This is a genomic window from Thermoanaerobaculia bacterium (genome assembly GCA_035593605.1).
Classification (GTDB): domain Bacteria; phylum Acidobacteriota; class Thermoanaerobaculia; order UBA2201; family DAOSWS01; genus DAOSWS01.
Map to the genome: position 1 here is coordinate 1 of DAOSWS010000012.1, position 15,932 is coordinate 15,932.

The 15,932-nt window shown below is 50.9% G+C and carries 17 protein-coding genes; all 17 read right to left on the reverse strand.

Annotated features, from left to right (window positions below; translation table 11 throughout):
• Nucleotides 1-91 precede the first annotated feature (91 nt).
• Nucleotides 92-388, reverse strand: a complete 297-nt coding sequence (locus PLD04_07385) for an oligosaccharide flippase family protein (GenBank protein ID HXK68154.1) — start codon at nucleotides 386-388, stop codon at nucleotides 92-94.
• A 228-nt stretch (nucleotides 389-616) separates the two neighbouring features.
• Complete coding sequence (locus PLD04_07390; GenBank protein ID HXK68155.1) at nucleotides 617-2,314, reverse strand: transglutaminase domain-containing protein; 1,698 nt, start codon at nucleotides 2,312-2,314, stop codon at nucleotides 617-619.
• A gap of 13 nt (nucleotides 2,315-2,327) precedes the next feature.
• Entirely contained in the window at nucleotides 2,328-4,601 is a 2,274-nt protein-coding gene (locus PLD04_07395) for an LptF/LptG family permease (GenBank protein ID HXK68156.1), read from the reverse strand.
• Between the two features lie 129 nt (nucleotides 4,602-4,730).
• Complete coding sequence (locus PLD04_07400; protein HXK68157.1) at nucleotides 4,731-5,618, reverse strand: ParB/RepB/Spo0J family partition protein; 888 nt, start codon at nucleotides 5,616-5,618, stop codon at nucleotides 4,731-4,733.
• Nucleotides 5,611-6,363: a ParA family protein gene (locus PLD04_07405; protein ID HXK68158.1), complete on the reverse strand. Its 753-nt coding sequence runs from the start codon at nucleotides 6,361-6,363 to the stop codon at nucleotides 5,611-5,613. The genes PLD04_07400 and PLD04_07405 overlap by 8 nt, the downstream gene beginning before the upstream one ends.
• 2 nt (nucleotides 6,364-6,365) lie before the next feature.
• A complete protein-coding gene (locus PLD04_07410) occupies nucleotides 6,366-6,854 on the reverse strand; it encodes a bifunctional nuclease family protein (protein ID HXK68159.1) in 489 nt (162 codons plus the stop codon).
• Nucleotides 6,855-6,984: 130 nt separating this feature from the next.
• Nucleotides 6,985-8,307: a tRNA (N6-isopentenyl adenosine(37)-C2)-methylthiotransferase MiaB gene (miaB, locus tag PLD04_07415; GenBank protein ID HXK68160.1), complete on the reverse strand. Its 1,323-nt coding sequence runs from the start codon at nucleotides 8,305-8,307 to the stop codon at nucleotides 6,985-6,987.
• Nucleotides 8,295-8,897, reverse strand: coding sequence for a hypothetical protein (locus PLD04_07420; protein HXK68161.1), 603 nt, complete (start codon nucleotides 8,895-8,897; stop codon nucleotides 8,295-8,297). The genes miaB and PLD04_07420 overlap by 13 nt, the downstream gene beginning before the upstream one ends.
• Entirely contained in the window at nucleotides 8,894-9,250 is a 357-nt protein-coding gene (locus PLD04_07425; protein HXK68162.1) for a cupin domain-containing protein, read from the reverse strand. The genes PLD04_07420 and PLD04_07425 overlap by 4 nt, the downstream gene beginning before the upstream one ends.
• Nucleotides 9,235-10,989: a phosphoenolpyruvate--protein phosphotransferase gene (gene ptsP, locus PLD04_07430; protein HXK68163.1), complete on the reverse strand. Its 1,755-nt coding sequence runs from the start codon at nucleotides 10,987-10,989 to the stop codon at nucleotides 9,235-9,237. The genes PLD04_07425 and ptsP overlap by 16 nt, the downstream gene beginning before the upstream one ends.
• On the reverse strand, nucleotides 10,986-11,255 hold the full coding sequence (locus tag PLD04_07435) for an HPr family phosphocarrier protein (protein ID HXK68164.1): 270 nt from the start codon (nucleotides 11,253-11,255) through the stop codon (nucleotides 10,986-10,988). The genes ptsP and PLD04_07435 overlap by 4 nt, the downstream gene beginning before the upstream one ends.
• Nucleotides 11,252-11,659, reverse strand: coding sequence for a hypothetical protein (locus PLD04_07440; protein ID HXK68165.1), 408 nt, complete (start codon nucleotides 11,657-11,659; stop codon nucleotides 11,252-11,254). Before PLD04_07440 ends, PLD04_07435 begins: the two co-directional genes overlap by 4 nt.
• Nucleotides 11,656-12,537 (reverse strand): RNase adapter RapZ, encoded by an 882-nt coding sequence (rapZ, locus tag PLD04_07445; GenBank protein ID HXK68166.1) that lies wholly within the window; start codon nucleotides 12,535-12,537, stop codon nucleotides 11,656-11,658. Before rapZ ends, PLD04_07440 begins: the two co-directional genes overlap by 4 nt.
• Nucleotides 12,524-13,477 carry an HPr(Ser) kinase/phosphatase gene (gene hprK, locus PLD04_07450; GenBank protein ID HXK68167.1) on the reverse strand — a complete coding sequence of 318 codons (954 nt, stop codon included), beginning with the start codon at nucleotides 13,475-13,477 and terminating at the stop codon, nucleotides 12,524-12,526. Before hprK ends, rapZ begins: the two co-directional genes overlap by 14 nt.
• Complete coding sequence (locus PLD04_07455; GenBank protein HXK68168.1) at nucleotides 13,477-13,941, reverse strand: PTS sugar transporter subunit IIA; 465 nt, start codon at nucleotides 13,939-13,941, stop codon at nucleotides 13,477-13,479. Before PLD04_07455 ends, hprK begins: the two co-directional genes overlap by 1 nt.
• A gap of 6 nt (nucleotides 13,942-13,947) precedes the next feature.
• Complete coding sequence (raiA, locus tag PLD04_07460) at nucleotides 13,948-14,493, reverse strand: ribosome-associated translation inhibitor RaiA (GenBank protein HXK68169.1); 546 nt, start codon at nucleotides 14,491-14,493, stop codon at nucleotides 13,948-13,950.
• Between the two features lie 10 nt (nucleotides 14,494-14,503).
• Nucleotides 14,504-15,922: an RNA polymerase factor sigma-54 gene (gene rpoN / locus PLD04_07465; protein ID HXK68170.1), complete on the reverse strand. Its 1,419-nt coding sequence runs from the start codon at nucleotides 15,920-15,922 to the stop codon at nucleotides 14,504-14,506.
• Nucleotides 15,923-15,932: the final 10 nt, after the last annotated feature.

Below are 15,932 nucleotides of genomic sequence, written 5' to 3' on the forward strand. Positions count from 1 at the left end.
CCTATCTCATTGCGGGAAAACTGGACTTCAACTTACCCACATGAAACAGCGAGGACCAAATGTTTTGAAAATGCCAGTTCCTTCTGAAATGTCACAACGCGAATATTTGTAAGTCCCTGGATGAGGAAGGACTGGGCAACAACCCGTATGATTGCCACGGACCCGGGTACCTGAAAAAGGCGGCCAGCGGCGCGCTCAACAGAAAGAGGAAGGCTCCCACCAGGAAGGAACGCAGGAGCTGGAGCGTCCAGGCCGTATCGAGGGACGTCTCGATGGGATCTGTCTTATGGATCAGAGCGGCCTCGAAGCCCGTCCGGGAAAGACTTTCAAATGTAGAAAGTGCAAGCAGGGCAACGCCAAAGATTCCGAAGTCGTCCGGCGTGAGCAATTATGCGAGAATCAGCAGGCGGAGAAAATTGAATAACTTGTCGGAAGCCCTCAGGCCGAAGGCCCAGAAGGTGGATCGGACCGCACGGGATCGCAGCGTCGTGCGGGAATCTGAATCAAAGGGTGTTCATTCTCGGCCGGGTTCAGGGTTCCGAATGGGGGGGATGAAAGAAAACTCTGCACAGGGTCACGAAAAAGGTCTACCACGTTCCAGAGTGAAACCCTTCCATCAGGGAATGGAACAGCTTCCGGCATTTGTATTCAGTGCGGGAGCCGGGCTTGCCGCTGTATCATTCTCAATGAGAAGAATCTCGTCCGCATCGGTCCCGGGGCTCCATTTGGCCCATGTCCGTTCTTCGGCTTTCGCCCGTCCCCGGAACGTGAAGGTGGCTGCACTGTTATAAGTCCACCCAAGATAGGGGCTGTCCCCTCCGGAATGGGTCGTAATTAAAAAACGGTTCGAACGGGATCCGAACTCTCGTGCAATGGTGCGGGCACTGGATGGTTTCCCCATGCTTGAATCCACGGGGACCCACCCATAGGGAGGAAGGTAAACCTGCACCCAGCGATGGTAGACATTGTCCACACTGGCATCATCACCTCGTACGACAAATCCAGCCTCATACCGGGCCGGGAGGCCGGATGCCCGGGCTAAAGCCAGGAATGAGATTGTAAACTCACTGCAGGAACCGTTTCCACGCCGCAGGATCGTGGGTGCAACATTCCAACCGCCGGACAATTTGTACTCCATGTGGGTCATGAGGTAGTAGTGGATTTTCCAGGCAATCCAGAAGGGGTTGGTTTCATTCCCGACGATCTCTTTTGCCAGTTTCTGAATATAGGGATCGGCAATCTGAAGCTTGGAACCGTCGACGGTATAGTTCGTCCGAATCTCCCCGGGGATCGAGTTCAGTCCCGTAATCCATAGAGGCAGGATAAATGCGCTGGAATCCCAGGTTTCGGCGTTTAGATTCAGCGTAGCGGAAAAACGTTTTCCCGATTCGATCCCGGTTCCTCTGACACGATAAAAGGATTGATTCCAGGAATCCACCACGGTTGTGATTTCCGCCGATGGGTCGGCTGTAAGGATGCCTTCTCCGATCAATTTCTGATGCTCATCCTCCACGGGAATGCAAAACGCGAGAACTACTTCCGTCAGGGGATCGGGTCCCCAGTTGAGTATCTCATGGGTAAAGGCCAGGGTTCGATGGTGCGACGTTTCGTGTATGTAAGGCGTATCGGGCGCTGTAAGGCTCAGGGTGGCAAGTTCACGAGTTTCATAGTCTACGATATAGAGCAGATCCCCCTGACGAGCCAGCCCCCAGGGGAACGGGCCGGGGGAGGGGAGCAAACCGAAAAGCGTTCCATCTGTGGTATAGACGCCAATTTCATCTTCATTCCGCTCCGCGACCCACAGGTAGGTTCCGTCAAAGGTGATCCCTGTCGGGTAGCGTCCGGAAGCTTCATAGGAACTCATTTCCGTGCCATCAGACGGATCGAGCTTCAGGAGGGATCGGTTTGCGGTTACCCAGAGAGCCTGCCCATCCCATGCCAGGCCGAGAGGTCGGGTTTCCGGTTCATTTACAACCCTCGTCTGATGCGTATTCACATCCATGGCATAGATGGAACCGTAAATATCGTCAGCAATATAGAGAGTCCCGGACCCGTCATAGGTAAGACCCAGAGGTTGTTCCGTGGGGGAGGGGATTGAGGACAGGATTTTCCCCGTTTCCGGGTCAATTTGAATGAGGGTTCCTGTCGCTCGATCGGCAACCCAGAACTGATTATCGACAATAGCCAGACCGGTAGGTTCCTTGATGTCGAGCGAAATTCGATTCACAATTTCGCCCGGTCCGGCATAGACGGCTGTTCCTGAGATCAGCGATAAAAGGGCGGCAAGGCCCAGAGAGATACGTAGAGCTTTCATGATCAATCTCCTCTTACGTCTTAATGTCGAAAAATGTATAGGCCCCAAACCAGCCGATAAGGATTACGGGACTGAGAGCAGCAAATAAGGGGGGGAGAGCGTTCAATTCTCCAAGTTTAAAGAAGAGTGCTGTAATGGCCCAGTAGATAAAGCCGACGCCGAGGCTCATTCCAATCTGCCAGAGTGTCGCCGTCTGATGGGAGGGAAACCGAAAGATCAGGCCGTACGCCAGAAGGCAAAGAACCAGCATGGACAGGGGAGGGACAAGCTTCTGCCAGAGATGGGTCTGGAGATAAGGATTGATGTGTCCCCCAGCCCGGGCTCGCCGAAGATGGCGATAGAGGGTTAAAAAATTCATTTCCTGAGGTTTATTCGTTTCGAGGAGAAGATCAGACTTCGAATCGGGAAAGGGGTAATCCCGCCGATTAAAGACATTGTAAGACAGCACCTGATCTCCGTTAAACTCACGCTCCCAACCGTCTACAAAAACCCAGCGGTTTTCATGCCAGATGAGACGATCCGCATGGGTTCGGCGACGGATACCCATATGTTCATCCCACTCAATAACAAAAACATCATTCAGGGTTTCGAGGGGAACATCAGCCCATGCATATCCAACGAGGTGATTGGCTGACAGCATATTTAACCGGTAATCCCCGGGAATGTTCCGGAATTTTCCCGGATCCTTTCCTTTCATAATCTGACGGTACATGACCGCCTTCTTATTGGCGAGAGGCATCAAGGTTTCGGCAAAAAGAAATCCGACGGTGGCCATGACCAGGGCAACAAGAAGAAATGGCGTCATGGTTCTGTGCAGTGAGATGCCCAGAGAACGAAAGGCCGTAAATTCTTTGTTACGCTCCAGAGTACCGATCGTAAGCGTAAGGGCAATCAGGATACTGATGGGGGAGGCCTGTTCGTAGAGCATCTGCGGCATGGCAAAGAGATAGTGCCTCCACACTACGGAAAAGGCTACGTTATGGCGCTGAATTTCATCGATAATCTGGGTGAAATCGATAACGACATAAAGAGAGGCCAGGGTAACGATCACCATGAGAAAAATCACGACGAATAACGACCAGATATAGGTGTCAATACGGGTAGGAAAACTGCCCAGTCCTTTATGAAAGGTCACTTTGGACAGCAGGTTGGGAATCACTGCAGAAAAACGGCGTCCCTGGCTGAGTCTGCGGCCACGGAATTGGTAATAGAGGGCAAAGAGGACGAGGACAAAGGAAGGACCCCAGGATGCAATAAATATGTTTAACTTTCCCTGCGCGGCCATGTTTTCGCCAATAGCCATAACAATGTAGTAAATAATGATAAAGAGGAGAGAGAGTACAAAGGCAGATGTTCCCTTGAGCTGAGGCCGGCGGAAGGTGTAGGCCATTGCAAGCCATGCAAACAGGATACATGCAGCGGGGAAGGTCAATTTACGGTTCAGTTCGATAAGAACCCGGCGATATTCAAAGTCATTGGAGGGATTGTTCACCTTCTGAAGGAGTTCCGTTAGGGTCATTTCCAGAGGCCCCTTGGAAGACGTGGATCGTTCAAAGGGGGTCGCGATTCTGTTTAACAGGATGTTCTGCTCTTTGTTTGTGTTGATCTGATACCGTTCCGGGGATGATGTTTTTCTGAGATTGGTAATATGGGTCACGACCCCGGAAAGCTTTAGCCAGAGTTCCATTCCGGAAGAATCTGAAAAGAGGTCTCCGCTTTTAGCCGTAAGAATGCGAAGCGTAGGGTAGTCATTTTCAAAGATGGTGACATGTTTCCAGTGGGTCTTGGATGTGTCCATATCTCCGATGTAAAGAATCTTGTTGGGAAAGGAATCGATGAACTGTCGACTGTTGATGTTCTGGGACATGGCACTGCGCAATAGTTCCAGGCGATAATTGACCAGCGCCGAATTACTTCGGGGAAGAACGTAAATCTGGAGGAAAGCTGTAAGAAATGCGAATCCCAGGCCCGCAAGGATAAATGGTGTAATAATCTGTTTTCGCGTAAATCCCAGGGACATGAAGGCGAGAAGTTCATTGCTGCGCTGCAAATGAGAAACGGCAAAGAGAATTCCAAAGAGCAATCCCATGGGTACCGTCATCACGAGAAGTCCGGGCATGGAGAGAAGGATGATGTGAGATGCTTTCAGAAACGGGATACCCTGACGAAGGGAAAGTTCGATAATCTCAAAAAATGCTCTGACGAGAAATAGGGAAAGGTAGAAGCCGACACCCAGGGAGACGGCAGGAAGAATCGTGCGCAGGAGATAGCGGGAAGCCTTGCTCACCGGTGCAGTTTACCAGAAATATAACTTCCGATAAGATATATTATGTAAACTTTTATTCTAATTACCATGCCGTTATGCCATAAAACCGTGCATGCTTTGAATTCGTGTGTTTATTTGTTTGCGATTTGTTCAGCTGTCCAGGCGTCGCTGTGAGGGACCCGGTACACTTTCCCTGCGTAACTGCTCGATGATCTGCTGTAATGTCTTTATGATCTCATCACGGGAAACTTCCTGCTTTTGAAACTTAAGGCTTAAACTGAAGTGGCCTTCCTGGGGGGAAACCCGGAAGACAAAGGGGCGCAGTTTTTGATACTGATCCGAATCTTCTTCTTCGGGATCTGCTTCCGTCCCCTTACGTAACTCTCGCATTGCCTGGCGATCCCCGCCGGCTGCGTAAAGGTCAACCAGATTTCTCATGTCCATCAGATCGTCGGCCTTTGCTATTTCAAGAAGGATACTCTTGGCGCTAATGTCGGCGTGCCGACAAAGTTCACGAATCTCATCGGGGATTCGGCTGAGGGTTAAAGATTCTGTAATGGTTGAGCGGCTTTTCCCTACTGTTTTTGCAATCTTATCGTGCGTGTAATTGTACTTATTTTTCAGGGTCTGATATCCATGAGATTCTTCAAAGGGATTCAGGTCCCGCCGCTGAAGGTTCTCAATTAGTGCAATTTCAAGGATTTCAGATTCGTTCAAAATTTCCATCTCGATACAGGGCACTTCGGTGAGCCCCAGCTTCATTGCAGCATGGAAGCGTCGTTCCCCGGCGATGATCCTGTACCTTCCCTCTTCCACTCTGTGAACAAGGAGAGGCTCCAGGATGCCGTGAGATTTAATCGACTCGGCTAAATCGTCGACCTCCCCTACCGAAGTTCTGGGCTGGTCGGGATTGACTTCGAGGGAAGAAATCGGGAGATGTCGGCCCAGGGGGTGGTCGTCCCGGTTGAAGAGTTCATCAACGTAATGGTGGGTATGCCGCATTCCACGCTCATTGGGGAGACCACGTCGTTTAGACACGGCTGAGCACCTCCTCGGATAATTTATAGTAGTCAACAGCGCCATGGCTGTTTGGCGCGAAATCGAAAATCGATTCACGATAGGCTGGGCTTTCTTCAAGACGAACGTTTTTCCGTACGACTGTTTTAAAGAGTTTTGAGCCGAATACTTTTTTAATTTCTTTGTAAATATCTCTGGATAAAATAGTTCTACCGTCAAATAGCGTAACCACGGCACCAAGAATCTGAAGGTTTGGATTCATTCTTTTTTTAATTTTATCGATGGTTTCCAGAAGATCATCTGTTCCCTCCAGCGCGTAATAGGAAGATTGGATGGGAATCAGAATATGACTCGCTGCAACCATCGCATTGACCGTGAGAAGGCCTAGAGTCGGAGGGGTATCGACGAGAACCATGTCAAAGGATTCTTCCACCGTGGCGACAAGATCCTTAAGACGGAAATGGGCATCGATCTCCCCCATCATCACAGATTCAAGCTTGGCCAGAGTGATGTGGCTGGGCGCCACGGCAAGATTCTCCTTGCTCGAATGTTGTATGACCTGTGTCATGGGCACATCACCGGAGAGGGCATCCAAAATCGTGGGACGGCCCGGTTCAAAGGGCACAAAGGACATTGACGCATTTGCCTGTGGATCCATGTCCACGAGAAGTGTCTTCAACCCTTTATGAGCAAGGGCTGCGGCAAGATTGATCGCTGTTGTGGTTTTCCCCACCCCACCTTTCTGGTTCGTTATCGTGATGATCATGATTACATTTTGTACTTTCCGAAATCTTCCACATCAAGGGATTCAAACCATTTTCTCAGCTGGTCCTGGTTTTCCTGGTCATCCAGTTTGATGCTCTGGGCATGCTTCAGGACTTCAGGATCGGCAAAGATGGGGACTTCACAGCGCACCGCAAGCGCGATCGCGTCAGAAGGCCGTGAATCGATGGTGAAATCTTTATCCAAGCTTTTTGCATGAATTTCCGCGAAGAAGGTGTTGTCTTCCAGCTTGGATATCACTACGTCTGTCACCGTCGCGCCGAGTTCTGCGAAAACGTTTTTCAGAAGATCGTGTGACATCGGGCGCGGTGTCTTAACGTTGTCAAGTTTCAGGGCTATGGCATTCGCTTCGTAAATCCCAATCCAAATGGGAAGAAGCAGGTCTGCGTCTTCCTGCTTTAGAAGAATGACCGGCATATGGTTCACCGGGTCCAGAACAATACCCTTTAAAATCATTCGTATATGCTCAGTCATATCACCTGTAGGATAAAAACTTTTCACTGGAAAGTCAAGGATAAATGGCCGCACCTTCCCATCCTCCCCTGCTTTTGAAATGAAGAATACGGGGCCTGATTGAACCGCAGCAAGCCGCAGGGATCAGCGTCTATCGATTCTGAGGAACACGTCTGCCGCTCAGTGAATGGGCGTGTGCGCGGGTGATCTCAACGTCGATCCAGGAACCGGGACCAATATCAGAATTGATATCAACGAGATTCACAACGCGGTTGCAATGGCTGCGGCCCGACCAGCGAGACGGATCTTTGCGGGACTGTCCCTCCACAAGTACGGTCAAGGTTGTGCCGACAAGCGCCTGGTTGATCTCAGCCTGGATCTCATCCTGAATGCGGATTACATCGGCCAGGCGCTTATCCTTGATTTCAGGAGCTACATCATCATTCACCTTTGCAGCGGTCGTACCCCTTCGTGGAGAATACTTGAAGGCAAAGAGGGTCGCGAACCTTGCCTTTTGGATAAGATCAAGTGTCTGTTCATGGTCCTCCTCGGTCTCTCCGGGAAATCCTACAATCATGTCGGAGCTCAGAACAGCGTCGGGAATTTTATCTCGAAGCCTGGAAAGCAGGTCAAGGTATTCGTTACGCGTATATTTACGGTTCATGCGTGTAAGAATCGCATTGGATCCGCTCTGGACGGGAAGGTGAAGGTAACGACTGATATTTGGATGCCCGGCCACCGTATCGATCATGTCCTGAGTGAAAAGCTTCGGATGAGAGGTTACAAATTTCAGGCATTTCAGACCGGGTACACGGGCTGCCCGTTCCAGAAGTCCGTCAAAGTTCGTACCGGTTTCCGGACACTGGTACGCATTAATGGTCTGCCCGAGAAGCATGATATCGGTACGGTTGGACTCGACCAGGGCATGGATTTCCGTCAGAATGCTCTCTACAGGTCGGCTCCGTTCTCTTCCGCGGGTATAGGGGACGATGCAGAAGGAACAGAACATGTTACAACCTTCGATAACCGTCAGGAGAGCTGTATGGGTTCCTGAACGGTAGATCGTCTCATAGTCATAGGTGATATCATCGGATAGGTGCGTGGAGGCAAGAGGATCAAGCGTTTCAAGATGGTTGAGAATATGGTCGATCTGAGCCGGACCAATGACCAGATCGACGTGAGGGGCACGGTTCAGGAGTGAATCCCGGTATTGCTGGGCTACACAACCGGCCACGACGATGCGTCGGCTCGGGGCCGCACTTTTCCATTGTTTTAACCGGCCAAGGTAGGCAAAGATTTTTTCTTCCGCCTTTTCACGGACACTGCATGTATTCAGAATGACAAGGTCGGCATTCTGCTCGGAAAGTGCTATTTCCCATCCCGCTTGAACGAAATGTCCAGCCAGTCTCTGGCTGTCAAGCTCATTCATTTGACAGCCCCAGGTTTTAACGTGGATTCGTCTTACCTCAACCAACCCGGGAGGGCTCCTGCCTTTCGAGCTTCGTCGGGAAGATTTGCAAGGGTCTGTTTTGCAGTCTCCAGGTCCTTTTTGGTCTGCTCAAGCTCCTTCACAGCCTGATCCCAGGCCGGTTTGATGACCGAATCGCGATAGGAAGGGTCGTCCCAGCGATAAAAATCAGTCTGGAGGCGGTTGATTTCACTCTGAATATTCTGAACGCGCTGTTCCAGTCGGTCGACCTGAGAGCGAGCCGATTTCATCCTCGTCTGCCAGTACTCTTCCCCTTTTGAGTTCGTATCCTTGTATTCGGATAATTCCGGAAAGTCTCCGCCGGGAGATTTGGGAGCAATCGTCAATCGCTCCGCACTCTCCATCCGGGTCAGAGAATCGTTTGTGATCACAAGTGTGCTCTTACCCGCTGTTTCTTTGTTTCTCATTGCTTTCATATACAGGGATACCTTCTTGTCTTTAGCCTTCGCAGTATCCGTCTTTTTCGTCTTCGCAGACGATTCTTCCCCGGTCTTCTTGGATCCTGATTCCTGCGCAAGGCCGAAGGATGCAGCGATGAGGAGCGCCATGGTTCCAGCAAGGATATTTCGATTCATTTCTGAATCCTCCCGTATCGATCTTCCAGCCGCACGACGTCATCCAGGTGGGGTGTGGATACTTCAACCAGCCTGCAACCCCGTTCGGTGGAGAAGCGGTGGATAGTCCGCGGCGGGAGATGGTAGCCCTCCCCTACCATAAGTCGAATCGTTCGCCGATCCGTTCCGTCCCCCGTTTCGAGGATCATCTCACCTTCTATAACGTAGATGGTCTCCTCTTTCATTTCATGGTACTGGCGGCTTAATTCCTGACCGGGTTCGATGACGAGGATTTTCCCGGCATAGGAAGAAGTATGGGCAAAGATCAGTTCGTAACCCCAGGGTTTGTCAATCTTGGTTACATGATGGGGCAAAGGAGACCTCCGGGAATCGTGGAAACAAAACTCTCCATGAGAAATTCGTAGACTTCCTTCGCCGTCGAGAAGGTCATGGCTGTGGAAAGAAGATTCCGGGTGTGGTCGTAGTCTATTTTACGGAGCGTATCCTTTATGATGGGAATATAGGACGGTTCCATCGAAAGCGTTTCCACTCCCAGTCCGACCAGGGCGATGGCTCCAAGGGGGTCGGCAGCCATTTCTCCACAGACGCTGACCTGGCATCCCGAGGGGACGGCCTTGGCAACGACGCTGTGAACGAGGGATAAGATCGCCGGATGAAGGGGTTCGTACAGATAACTCAGGCGCTCATTATTCCTATCGATGGCCAGTGTATATTGGATCAGATCGTTTGTTCCAATCGCCATGAAATCCACTTCCTGAGCTACACGTTCGGCGATGACCGCGGCAGAGGGAACTTCGATCATGACTCCCAGGGATATATCTTTTACGTGGTCCTTCCCCTCGGCCTCAAGTTCCTGCGATATTTCAGCGATAAGGGCACGGGTCTGGCGGATCTCATTGATCCCTGAAACCATGGGCAGGAGCACTTTCAGATTTCCGACCCTGGCGGCTCGAAGCAGGGCACGAAGCTGAGGACGAAAGATGTCCAGATAGTTGAGACAGAGGCGGATCCCGCGCATTCCCATGACAGGATTATCTTCTGGAAGATGGAGAGTCTCACGGGCTACTTTTCGACCCCCGAGATCAAAGGTGCGGATAACAACGGGTTTCGGAGCCATGGATCGGAGGAGTTTTCGGTAAACTTTGTAATGGTCCTCTTCAGATGGGATCCGGGGCACCATGGTGAGGTAAAGGAATTCACTTCGATAGAGGCCGATGCCTTCCGCTCGATAACGGCGGACTAGGGAAAGCTCTGAGGAGAGTTCCAGGTTGGCCATGAGATGGATGGGGACACCGTCCATCGTGACAGACTCCCCCTTGCCCTCCCGTTCCAACCTTGCATAAAAGGTCCGATACCGCTGCTTTTTATTTCGATATTCTCCCAGGATGCTTTCATCGGGATTAATAATGACCTTGCCTTCGGTACCATCAACAATTACGATATCCCGATCTCCTGCCAGGTTGGTAATGGAGGGAACGCCGATGACAGTCGGGATCCCGAGTGCCTTTGCCATAATTGACGTATGCGAAGTCTGTCCGCCGGTTTCGGTAATATATCCGACAATCCTTTTATGGGTATACCTTGCCAGGTCCGATGGAGCAATGTCGTGGCCGATGATGACAACATCTTCCGTGAAATCACGGTTTTCGGAGACCCGTTCCCCACCAAGGGCTGAAATGATCTGCCGGGATACATCTTCCAGATCCACGACCCGTTCGCTGAGGTAAGCATCCCCCGCCGACTTCAGGCGGGTTTTAATGTCTTCGGTCACCACATGGACAGCCCATTCCGCATTGGTTCGGTCCGCACGGATCAGATCTTCAATTTTGCTCAGAAATACCTCGTCTTCCAGGAACATCTTGTGAGCAAGAAAGACAGAGGCAAGCTCATCTCCAAAGACACGCCGGGTATGGCTGTGGAGTTCCCGAATATTTACCCGGGCCCGTTCCAGACCTTCACGGAATCGTTTCAGCTCACCGGTAATCTCCGACTCTGTCAGGGTTGAATGGTGAATCTCCATCCCGCCGTGATTGATGATCACAGCTCGCCCGATAGCGATCCCGGGACAGGCAGAGATTCCCCGATGGATCATTCACCTTCCCCGAAATAGTCCAGGATCAACTCTTCCACGGCGTTCATCGCCGACTCTTCATCTTCCCCATCTGTGACTACGGTTATCATCGATCCTTTGGCCGCTGCAAGCATGAGAATGCCCAGAATACTCTTTCCATCAACGGCTTCCCCGTCCTTCGATACGGTCACAGAACATGCATATCGCTTGGAAGTTTCCACAAGTTTCGCTGCGGCACGCGCATGAAGTCCAAGTTTGTTGATGATTTCAATATCCTTCGTGATCATGAGTCCTTCCCGTGTTCATAACTTGCAAATCGAATGCTGTCTTTGGCGCGATGAATCATTTCTTCCAGAATCTGGTGAAAGGGTTCCCGATCAAGGCACATGGTCGCAAACTTCAGCAGAAGCGGAATATTTACGCCGGATATGACCTCGATGACTCGATCCTCCTTTAACAATCTGGCGGCATGGTATGTCGTGCTGCCGTAGGTGTCGTTAAAAATAATCCAGGGTCCCGGTTCTGTCTTCGCCATAGCTTCACGGATAATCGCGTCAACCATCTCTGGATTGCAGGATTTCCAGGGGACGGATACCGGGAAGAGGCACGAGGGATGGCCAAGAATGGTTTCCACGGTCGATACCATTTCATGAGCCAGGTTGCCACAGGTGAGAACCAGACCGCAGGTCATGCTTCTCTCCGATGAATATCCCGATGATGAACCGTAACGTTGAAATGTTTCAACCGGAAAAAGTCTGCCAGCCGCTCCGCGACGGCAACCGATCGATGCCGTCCACCTGTGCAGCCGATCCCGATCCCGAAATAGCTTCGGTGCTCTTTACGGACCTGCTCGACCAGATAGGTCATAAAATCGGTCAGCTTTGCATAAAAATCATGAGTTTCCTCAAAGCTGAATACGTAGTCGCTCACACCCCGGTCCAGACCAGTGAAGGGTTTGAGATCGGGAACAAAATGCGGGTTAGGAAGGAAACGTACATCCATGACAAAATCGACATTCCCGGGATGTCCGTAAGCAAATCCAAAGGAGGTGATCGAGATCAGAAACTGGTTGCCCCGAATGCTCGCATCTCCAAATTCCTGTAAAACCCGGGTTCGAAGCTGATGAACGTTGAGATCAGTCGTTTCGATCAGCGTATCAGCAATGTTACGGATGGGCTCCAGAAAATTTGTCTCGGCCTGTATGGCATCTTCCAGGGTCGCCCCGGTTCCCTGGAGAGGATGGGGTCGACGTGTTACCTGATAACGACGGGAAATGATTTCCGGTTCCGCCCAGAGAAATACCATGAATGCCTGCGGATCCGATGATTTTACTTCTCTCCAAATCCGCTCAAAGTCCTGGGAGTACTGTAAACTGCGGACATCCGCGGATATGGCGATTCGATCCATATTTTTCAGGTGATCTAATAGAGCGGGGATCAGAACGACGGGAACATTGTCCACACAGTAATATCCGATATCTTCAAGCGCGCGGCTCGCATAGCTCTTTCCGGATCCTGAAAGACCCGTTATCAAAAGGATCCGTCTCTCCTTCGATTCAGGAGCGGGCATTTCGAATCAGGTCTTCCTGGAGCTTATCGATGAACTCTTTCGGTTCATCGTAGCCCATGTTCTTAAGAAGCTTGGCTCGTGTTGCGATTTCAACCAGAAGCGCAATATTCCGCCCCGGGCTTACCGGCATTTCAATGAGAGGGATCTCCACATCAAGAATTCGGGCCGATTTGGCATCCGCACCCAGGCGATCATATTCGATCGTTTCATCCCAGTGCTGCAAATCGATAACCAGATCGATTGTCTTTTCAGGGGCGACTGCCGTGACGCCAAACATATGGTGAACGTTGATGATGCCAATTCCCCGAATTTCAAGGCGGTTCCTGATTCGTTCGTTACCGGGCCTGCCAATCAGAACATCATTGGGAAACCTTCGGACCATCACCACATCGTCACTGACCAGCCGATGTCCCCTCTTCACCAGCTCAAGGGCACACTCACTCTTGCCGACACTGCTCTTTCCCGTAATCAGAACTCCAAGTCCATATACATCCACCAGGTCGCCCGAAACGGTTCTACGCGGCGCCAGCTGATCCTGAAGGAAATAGGTCAGCCGTTCAATGAGTCGACCGGACGAGGCGGGGCTCGAGAAGAGAGGAATATCACCAGAATTGCAGGCATCAAGTAATTCTGGAGGGGGGGGGTGGTCACGGCTGAGGACAATCGCACTGATGGACTGCTGACAAAGCGTATCCACCCGCACTTTCCTCTTCTCCTCAGACATGGTCTCCAGATAGTCCAGTTCCATCGTTCCAATGATTTGGACGCGGTTTTCCTTAACAGCTTTTGTGAAACCCGCCAGAGCAAGACCGGGTTTCTGCGGTCTGGGGCGTTCAATGATGCGGTTCAACCCCTCCTTCCCGCCTATCAATCTCAGCTGGAGGTCTTCCAATTCCTTATTCAGAAGAACCCGGGCCGATACGGGTATGGTTTCCTTCATCAGGTGATCTTCTTTTCTTCCTGATTGATAAATTCAAAAAGCTGATTTGCGGAAGAGGCATTCATGAAGTGATGAATGGCACCGGGGGTCCGTAAGATTTTCGATATCCGGGCAAGTACCTGAAGGTGTGGATTCGGTTGATCGGGCGGGGATAGAACGACAAAGAAGAGATGCGCCGGAGCCTTATCCACAGCATCAAAATCGACACCGTTTTGACTCCTGGCCAGAGCTACTTTAACTGAATCGACCTGCCCCGTCTTGCAGTGAGGAATGGCCACTCCGTTTCCAATACCGGTTGAGAGGATCTCTTCCCGGGCCAACAGCTTCTCATATACCTCTTTCTTATCCCTGATCATGCCGGTACTCTCCAGAAAACTTGAAATATCCTTCAGCGCGTCGTTGCGATTCCGGGCATTCAGGTTCCAGAGAATATGCTCCGGTTCAAGAACCTGGTTGAGTTTCATGGTCGTTTATTCAGGAATAATAAGATTGTATTTTCCGTCTTTACGGCGGTGAATAAATCTTACGGCTCCATCGGTCACATCGCGGAATACCAGAATATCGTCCCCACTCTTATCCATGAGGGTCACCGCATCTTCCACACTCAGGGTTCTCACTTCCAGACGGGTCGTAGTAAGCGTCTTTTCCGTTTTCTTTTTCGGTGCCCTGCCGCTCCGGTCAATCACGCTCAACTGCCACTGGCTCTCCATCTTATGGGCTTCGCGACGTTTGCGATCTTTCAGTTTCTTTTTCTTTTTCTCCAGCTGAACATCCAGCTTGTGTACCGCATCCATGAAAGCCTCACGCATATCCAGTCCGGACGCGTGTGACTGTATGACATCGCCATGTTCGTGAACCAGGATCTCCACTTTTTTGTTGGCTTTCAACTCTTCGAGATTGACACGGACCTCGGAAGTATCGTCAAGATACTTCTGAAATTTTTTCAGGCGTTTCTGCACAAAATCCTGAAAGGATTCAGACAGTTCAAACTTTTTTGCATGGAAGTCGATTCTCATGGATCACCTCTCATGATCTGGATTTCTTTCTGTCTTGAGAACTTGGAATCCCCAACTCTTCCCTGTACTTGGCCACAGTCCTTCGAGCCAAGCGGATATGATACCGTGTTTGGATAATCTGCGCAACTTTCGCGTCGCTCAGAGGTTTCCGTTCATCTTCACGCTCAATCACCTCCTGGATGATTTTCTGTACCCTGGAGACGGTCACGTTGGATCCATCGGTTGTCGGCAGTCCCTGGAGAAAGAACATCCTCATTGGAAAAAGGCCACGAGGTGTCTGAATATACTTATTGGACACAACACGGCTGACCGTCGATTCGTGAACGTGGACATCTTCCGCGACAGTCCTCAGGGTGAGTGGGCGAAGGTGATCTTTTCCCTTGTCCAGGAAGTTCCTTTGATACTGCACAATACTGGTAGCCACCCGGTAGAGGGTCCGGTGCCGCTGCTCCACGCTCTTGAGAAGCCAGAGGGCTGATTGAAGTTTTTTACGCAGATAGGAAGCCGTCTCTTCATCTTTCGCGGTATTGGCCTCCCGAAAAAGTCTCAGGTAACGGCGATTGATCCGAAGACGGGGCATTCCATCATCGTTCAGAAAGACAGTATAGTGAACTCCTCTGCGGATCACGTACACCTCGGGTTCCACGTAAACCGGAATGACATTTGAATACTTTCGTCCAGGATAGAGATCCAGGTGGCGAATGGTTTCCCGAACGGCATCCATTTCTTCCTCGTTCAGACCCAGGGCATGACGAATCGTTTCGTAATCCTGGTGAAGAAAGGAGTCCCACTGGTTCTGAATTACTTTTTTAATTACGGGATCCTCGGTCTGCATCATCAGACATTCCTGGTGAGATCGCGCCCCCACGCCGGTGGGGTCCAGTGAATGGATTACCCGCAATGCCGATTCCAGAAGCTCCATGTCCATCCCCGATTCAGCTGCAATATCTTCAAGGGGATCCAGGAGATACCCGTCATCATCCAGGGAAGCGATCAGGATGTGAACCGGTCCGATCAACTCCGGGGGAATATTCATGAGCTGGACCTGCCAGAGCAAATAGTCTACGAGCTTCTGGCTCTCCCGGGAAATATTTTCAATGGGTGCCGCTTCCAGAGGCTCCATGGTGGCGGTAAAGGTCGTCCGGTCTGCGTTATCCAGATAATCCTGGAAGAATGCCTCGATATCCGTATCCATGGGTTCTTCCCTGATATCTTCCGGTTGGGAGGAATCCTTCTCTGTCGTCTGTGGTGGCGGCTCTCCCTCTGTACCCAGAATATCTTCAAGTACGGGGTTGGTCTGAAGTTCAGTAGCCATCAAGTCCCGCAATTCCAGACGGGTCAGCTGCAGAAGTTTTATGGCCTGCTGAAGGGTCGGGGTAAGAATCAGCTTCTGTACGAGGCGCTGTTCAAGCTTGCTTTGAAGTGCCATTCAATTCCTG

What these genes read in the sequence shown, in the direction of transcription:
- rapZ (HXK68166.1), bottom strand. Translation starts at nt 12,537, where the DNA reads ATGCCCGCTCCTGAATCGAAGGAGAGACGGATCCTTTTGATAACGGGT.
- PLD04_07390 (HXK68155.1), bottom strand. Translation starts at nt 2,314, where the DNA reads ATGAAAGCTCTACGTATCTCTCTGGGCCTTGCCGCCCTTTTATCGCTG.
- PLD04_07405 (HXK68158.1), bottom strand. Translation starts at nt 6,363, where the DNA reads ATGATCATCACGATAACGAACCAGAAAGGTGGGGTGGGGAAAACCACA.
- PLD04_07410 (HXK68159.1), bottom strand. Translation starts at nt 6,854, where the DNA reads ATGACTGAGCATATACGAATGATTTTAAAGGGTATTGTTCTGGACCCG.
- PLD04_07420 (HXK68161.1), bottom strand. Translation starts at nt 8,897, where the DNA reads ATGAATCGAAATATCCTTGCTGGAACCATGGCGCTCCTCATCGCTGCA.
- ptsP (HXK68163.1), bottom strand. Translation starts at nt 10,989, where the DNA reads ATGATCCATCGGGGAATCTCTGCCTGTCCCGGGATCGCTATCGGGCGA.
- PLD04_07440 (HXK68165.1), bottom strand. Translation starts at nt 11,659, where the DNA reads ATGACCTGCGGTCTGGTTCTCACCTGTGGCAACCTGGCTCATGAAATG.
- hprK (HXK68167.1), bottom strand. Translation starts at nt 13,477, where the DNA reads ATGAAGGAAACCATACCCGTATCGGCCCGGGTTCTTCTGAATAAGGAA.
- PLD04_07455 (HXK68168.1), bottom strand. Translation starts at nt 13,941, where the DNA reads ATGAAACTCAACCAGGTTCTTGAACCGGAGCATATTCTCTGGAACCTG.
- PLD04_07435 (HXK68164.1), bottom strand. Translation starts at nt 11,255, where the DNA reads ATGATCACGAAGGATATTGAAATCATCAACAAACTTGGACTTCATGCG.
- rpoN (HXK68170.1), bottom strand. Translation starts at nt 15,922, where the DNA reads ATGGCACTTCAAAGCAAGCTTGAACAGCGCCTCGTACAGAAGCTGATT.
- raiA (HXK68169.1), bottom strand. Translation starts at nt 14,493, where the DNA reads ATGAGAATCGACTTCCATGCAAAAAAGTTTGAACTGTCTGAATCCTTT.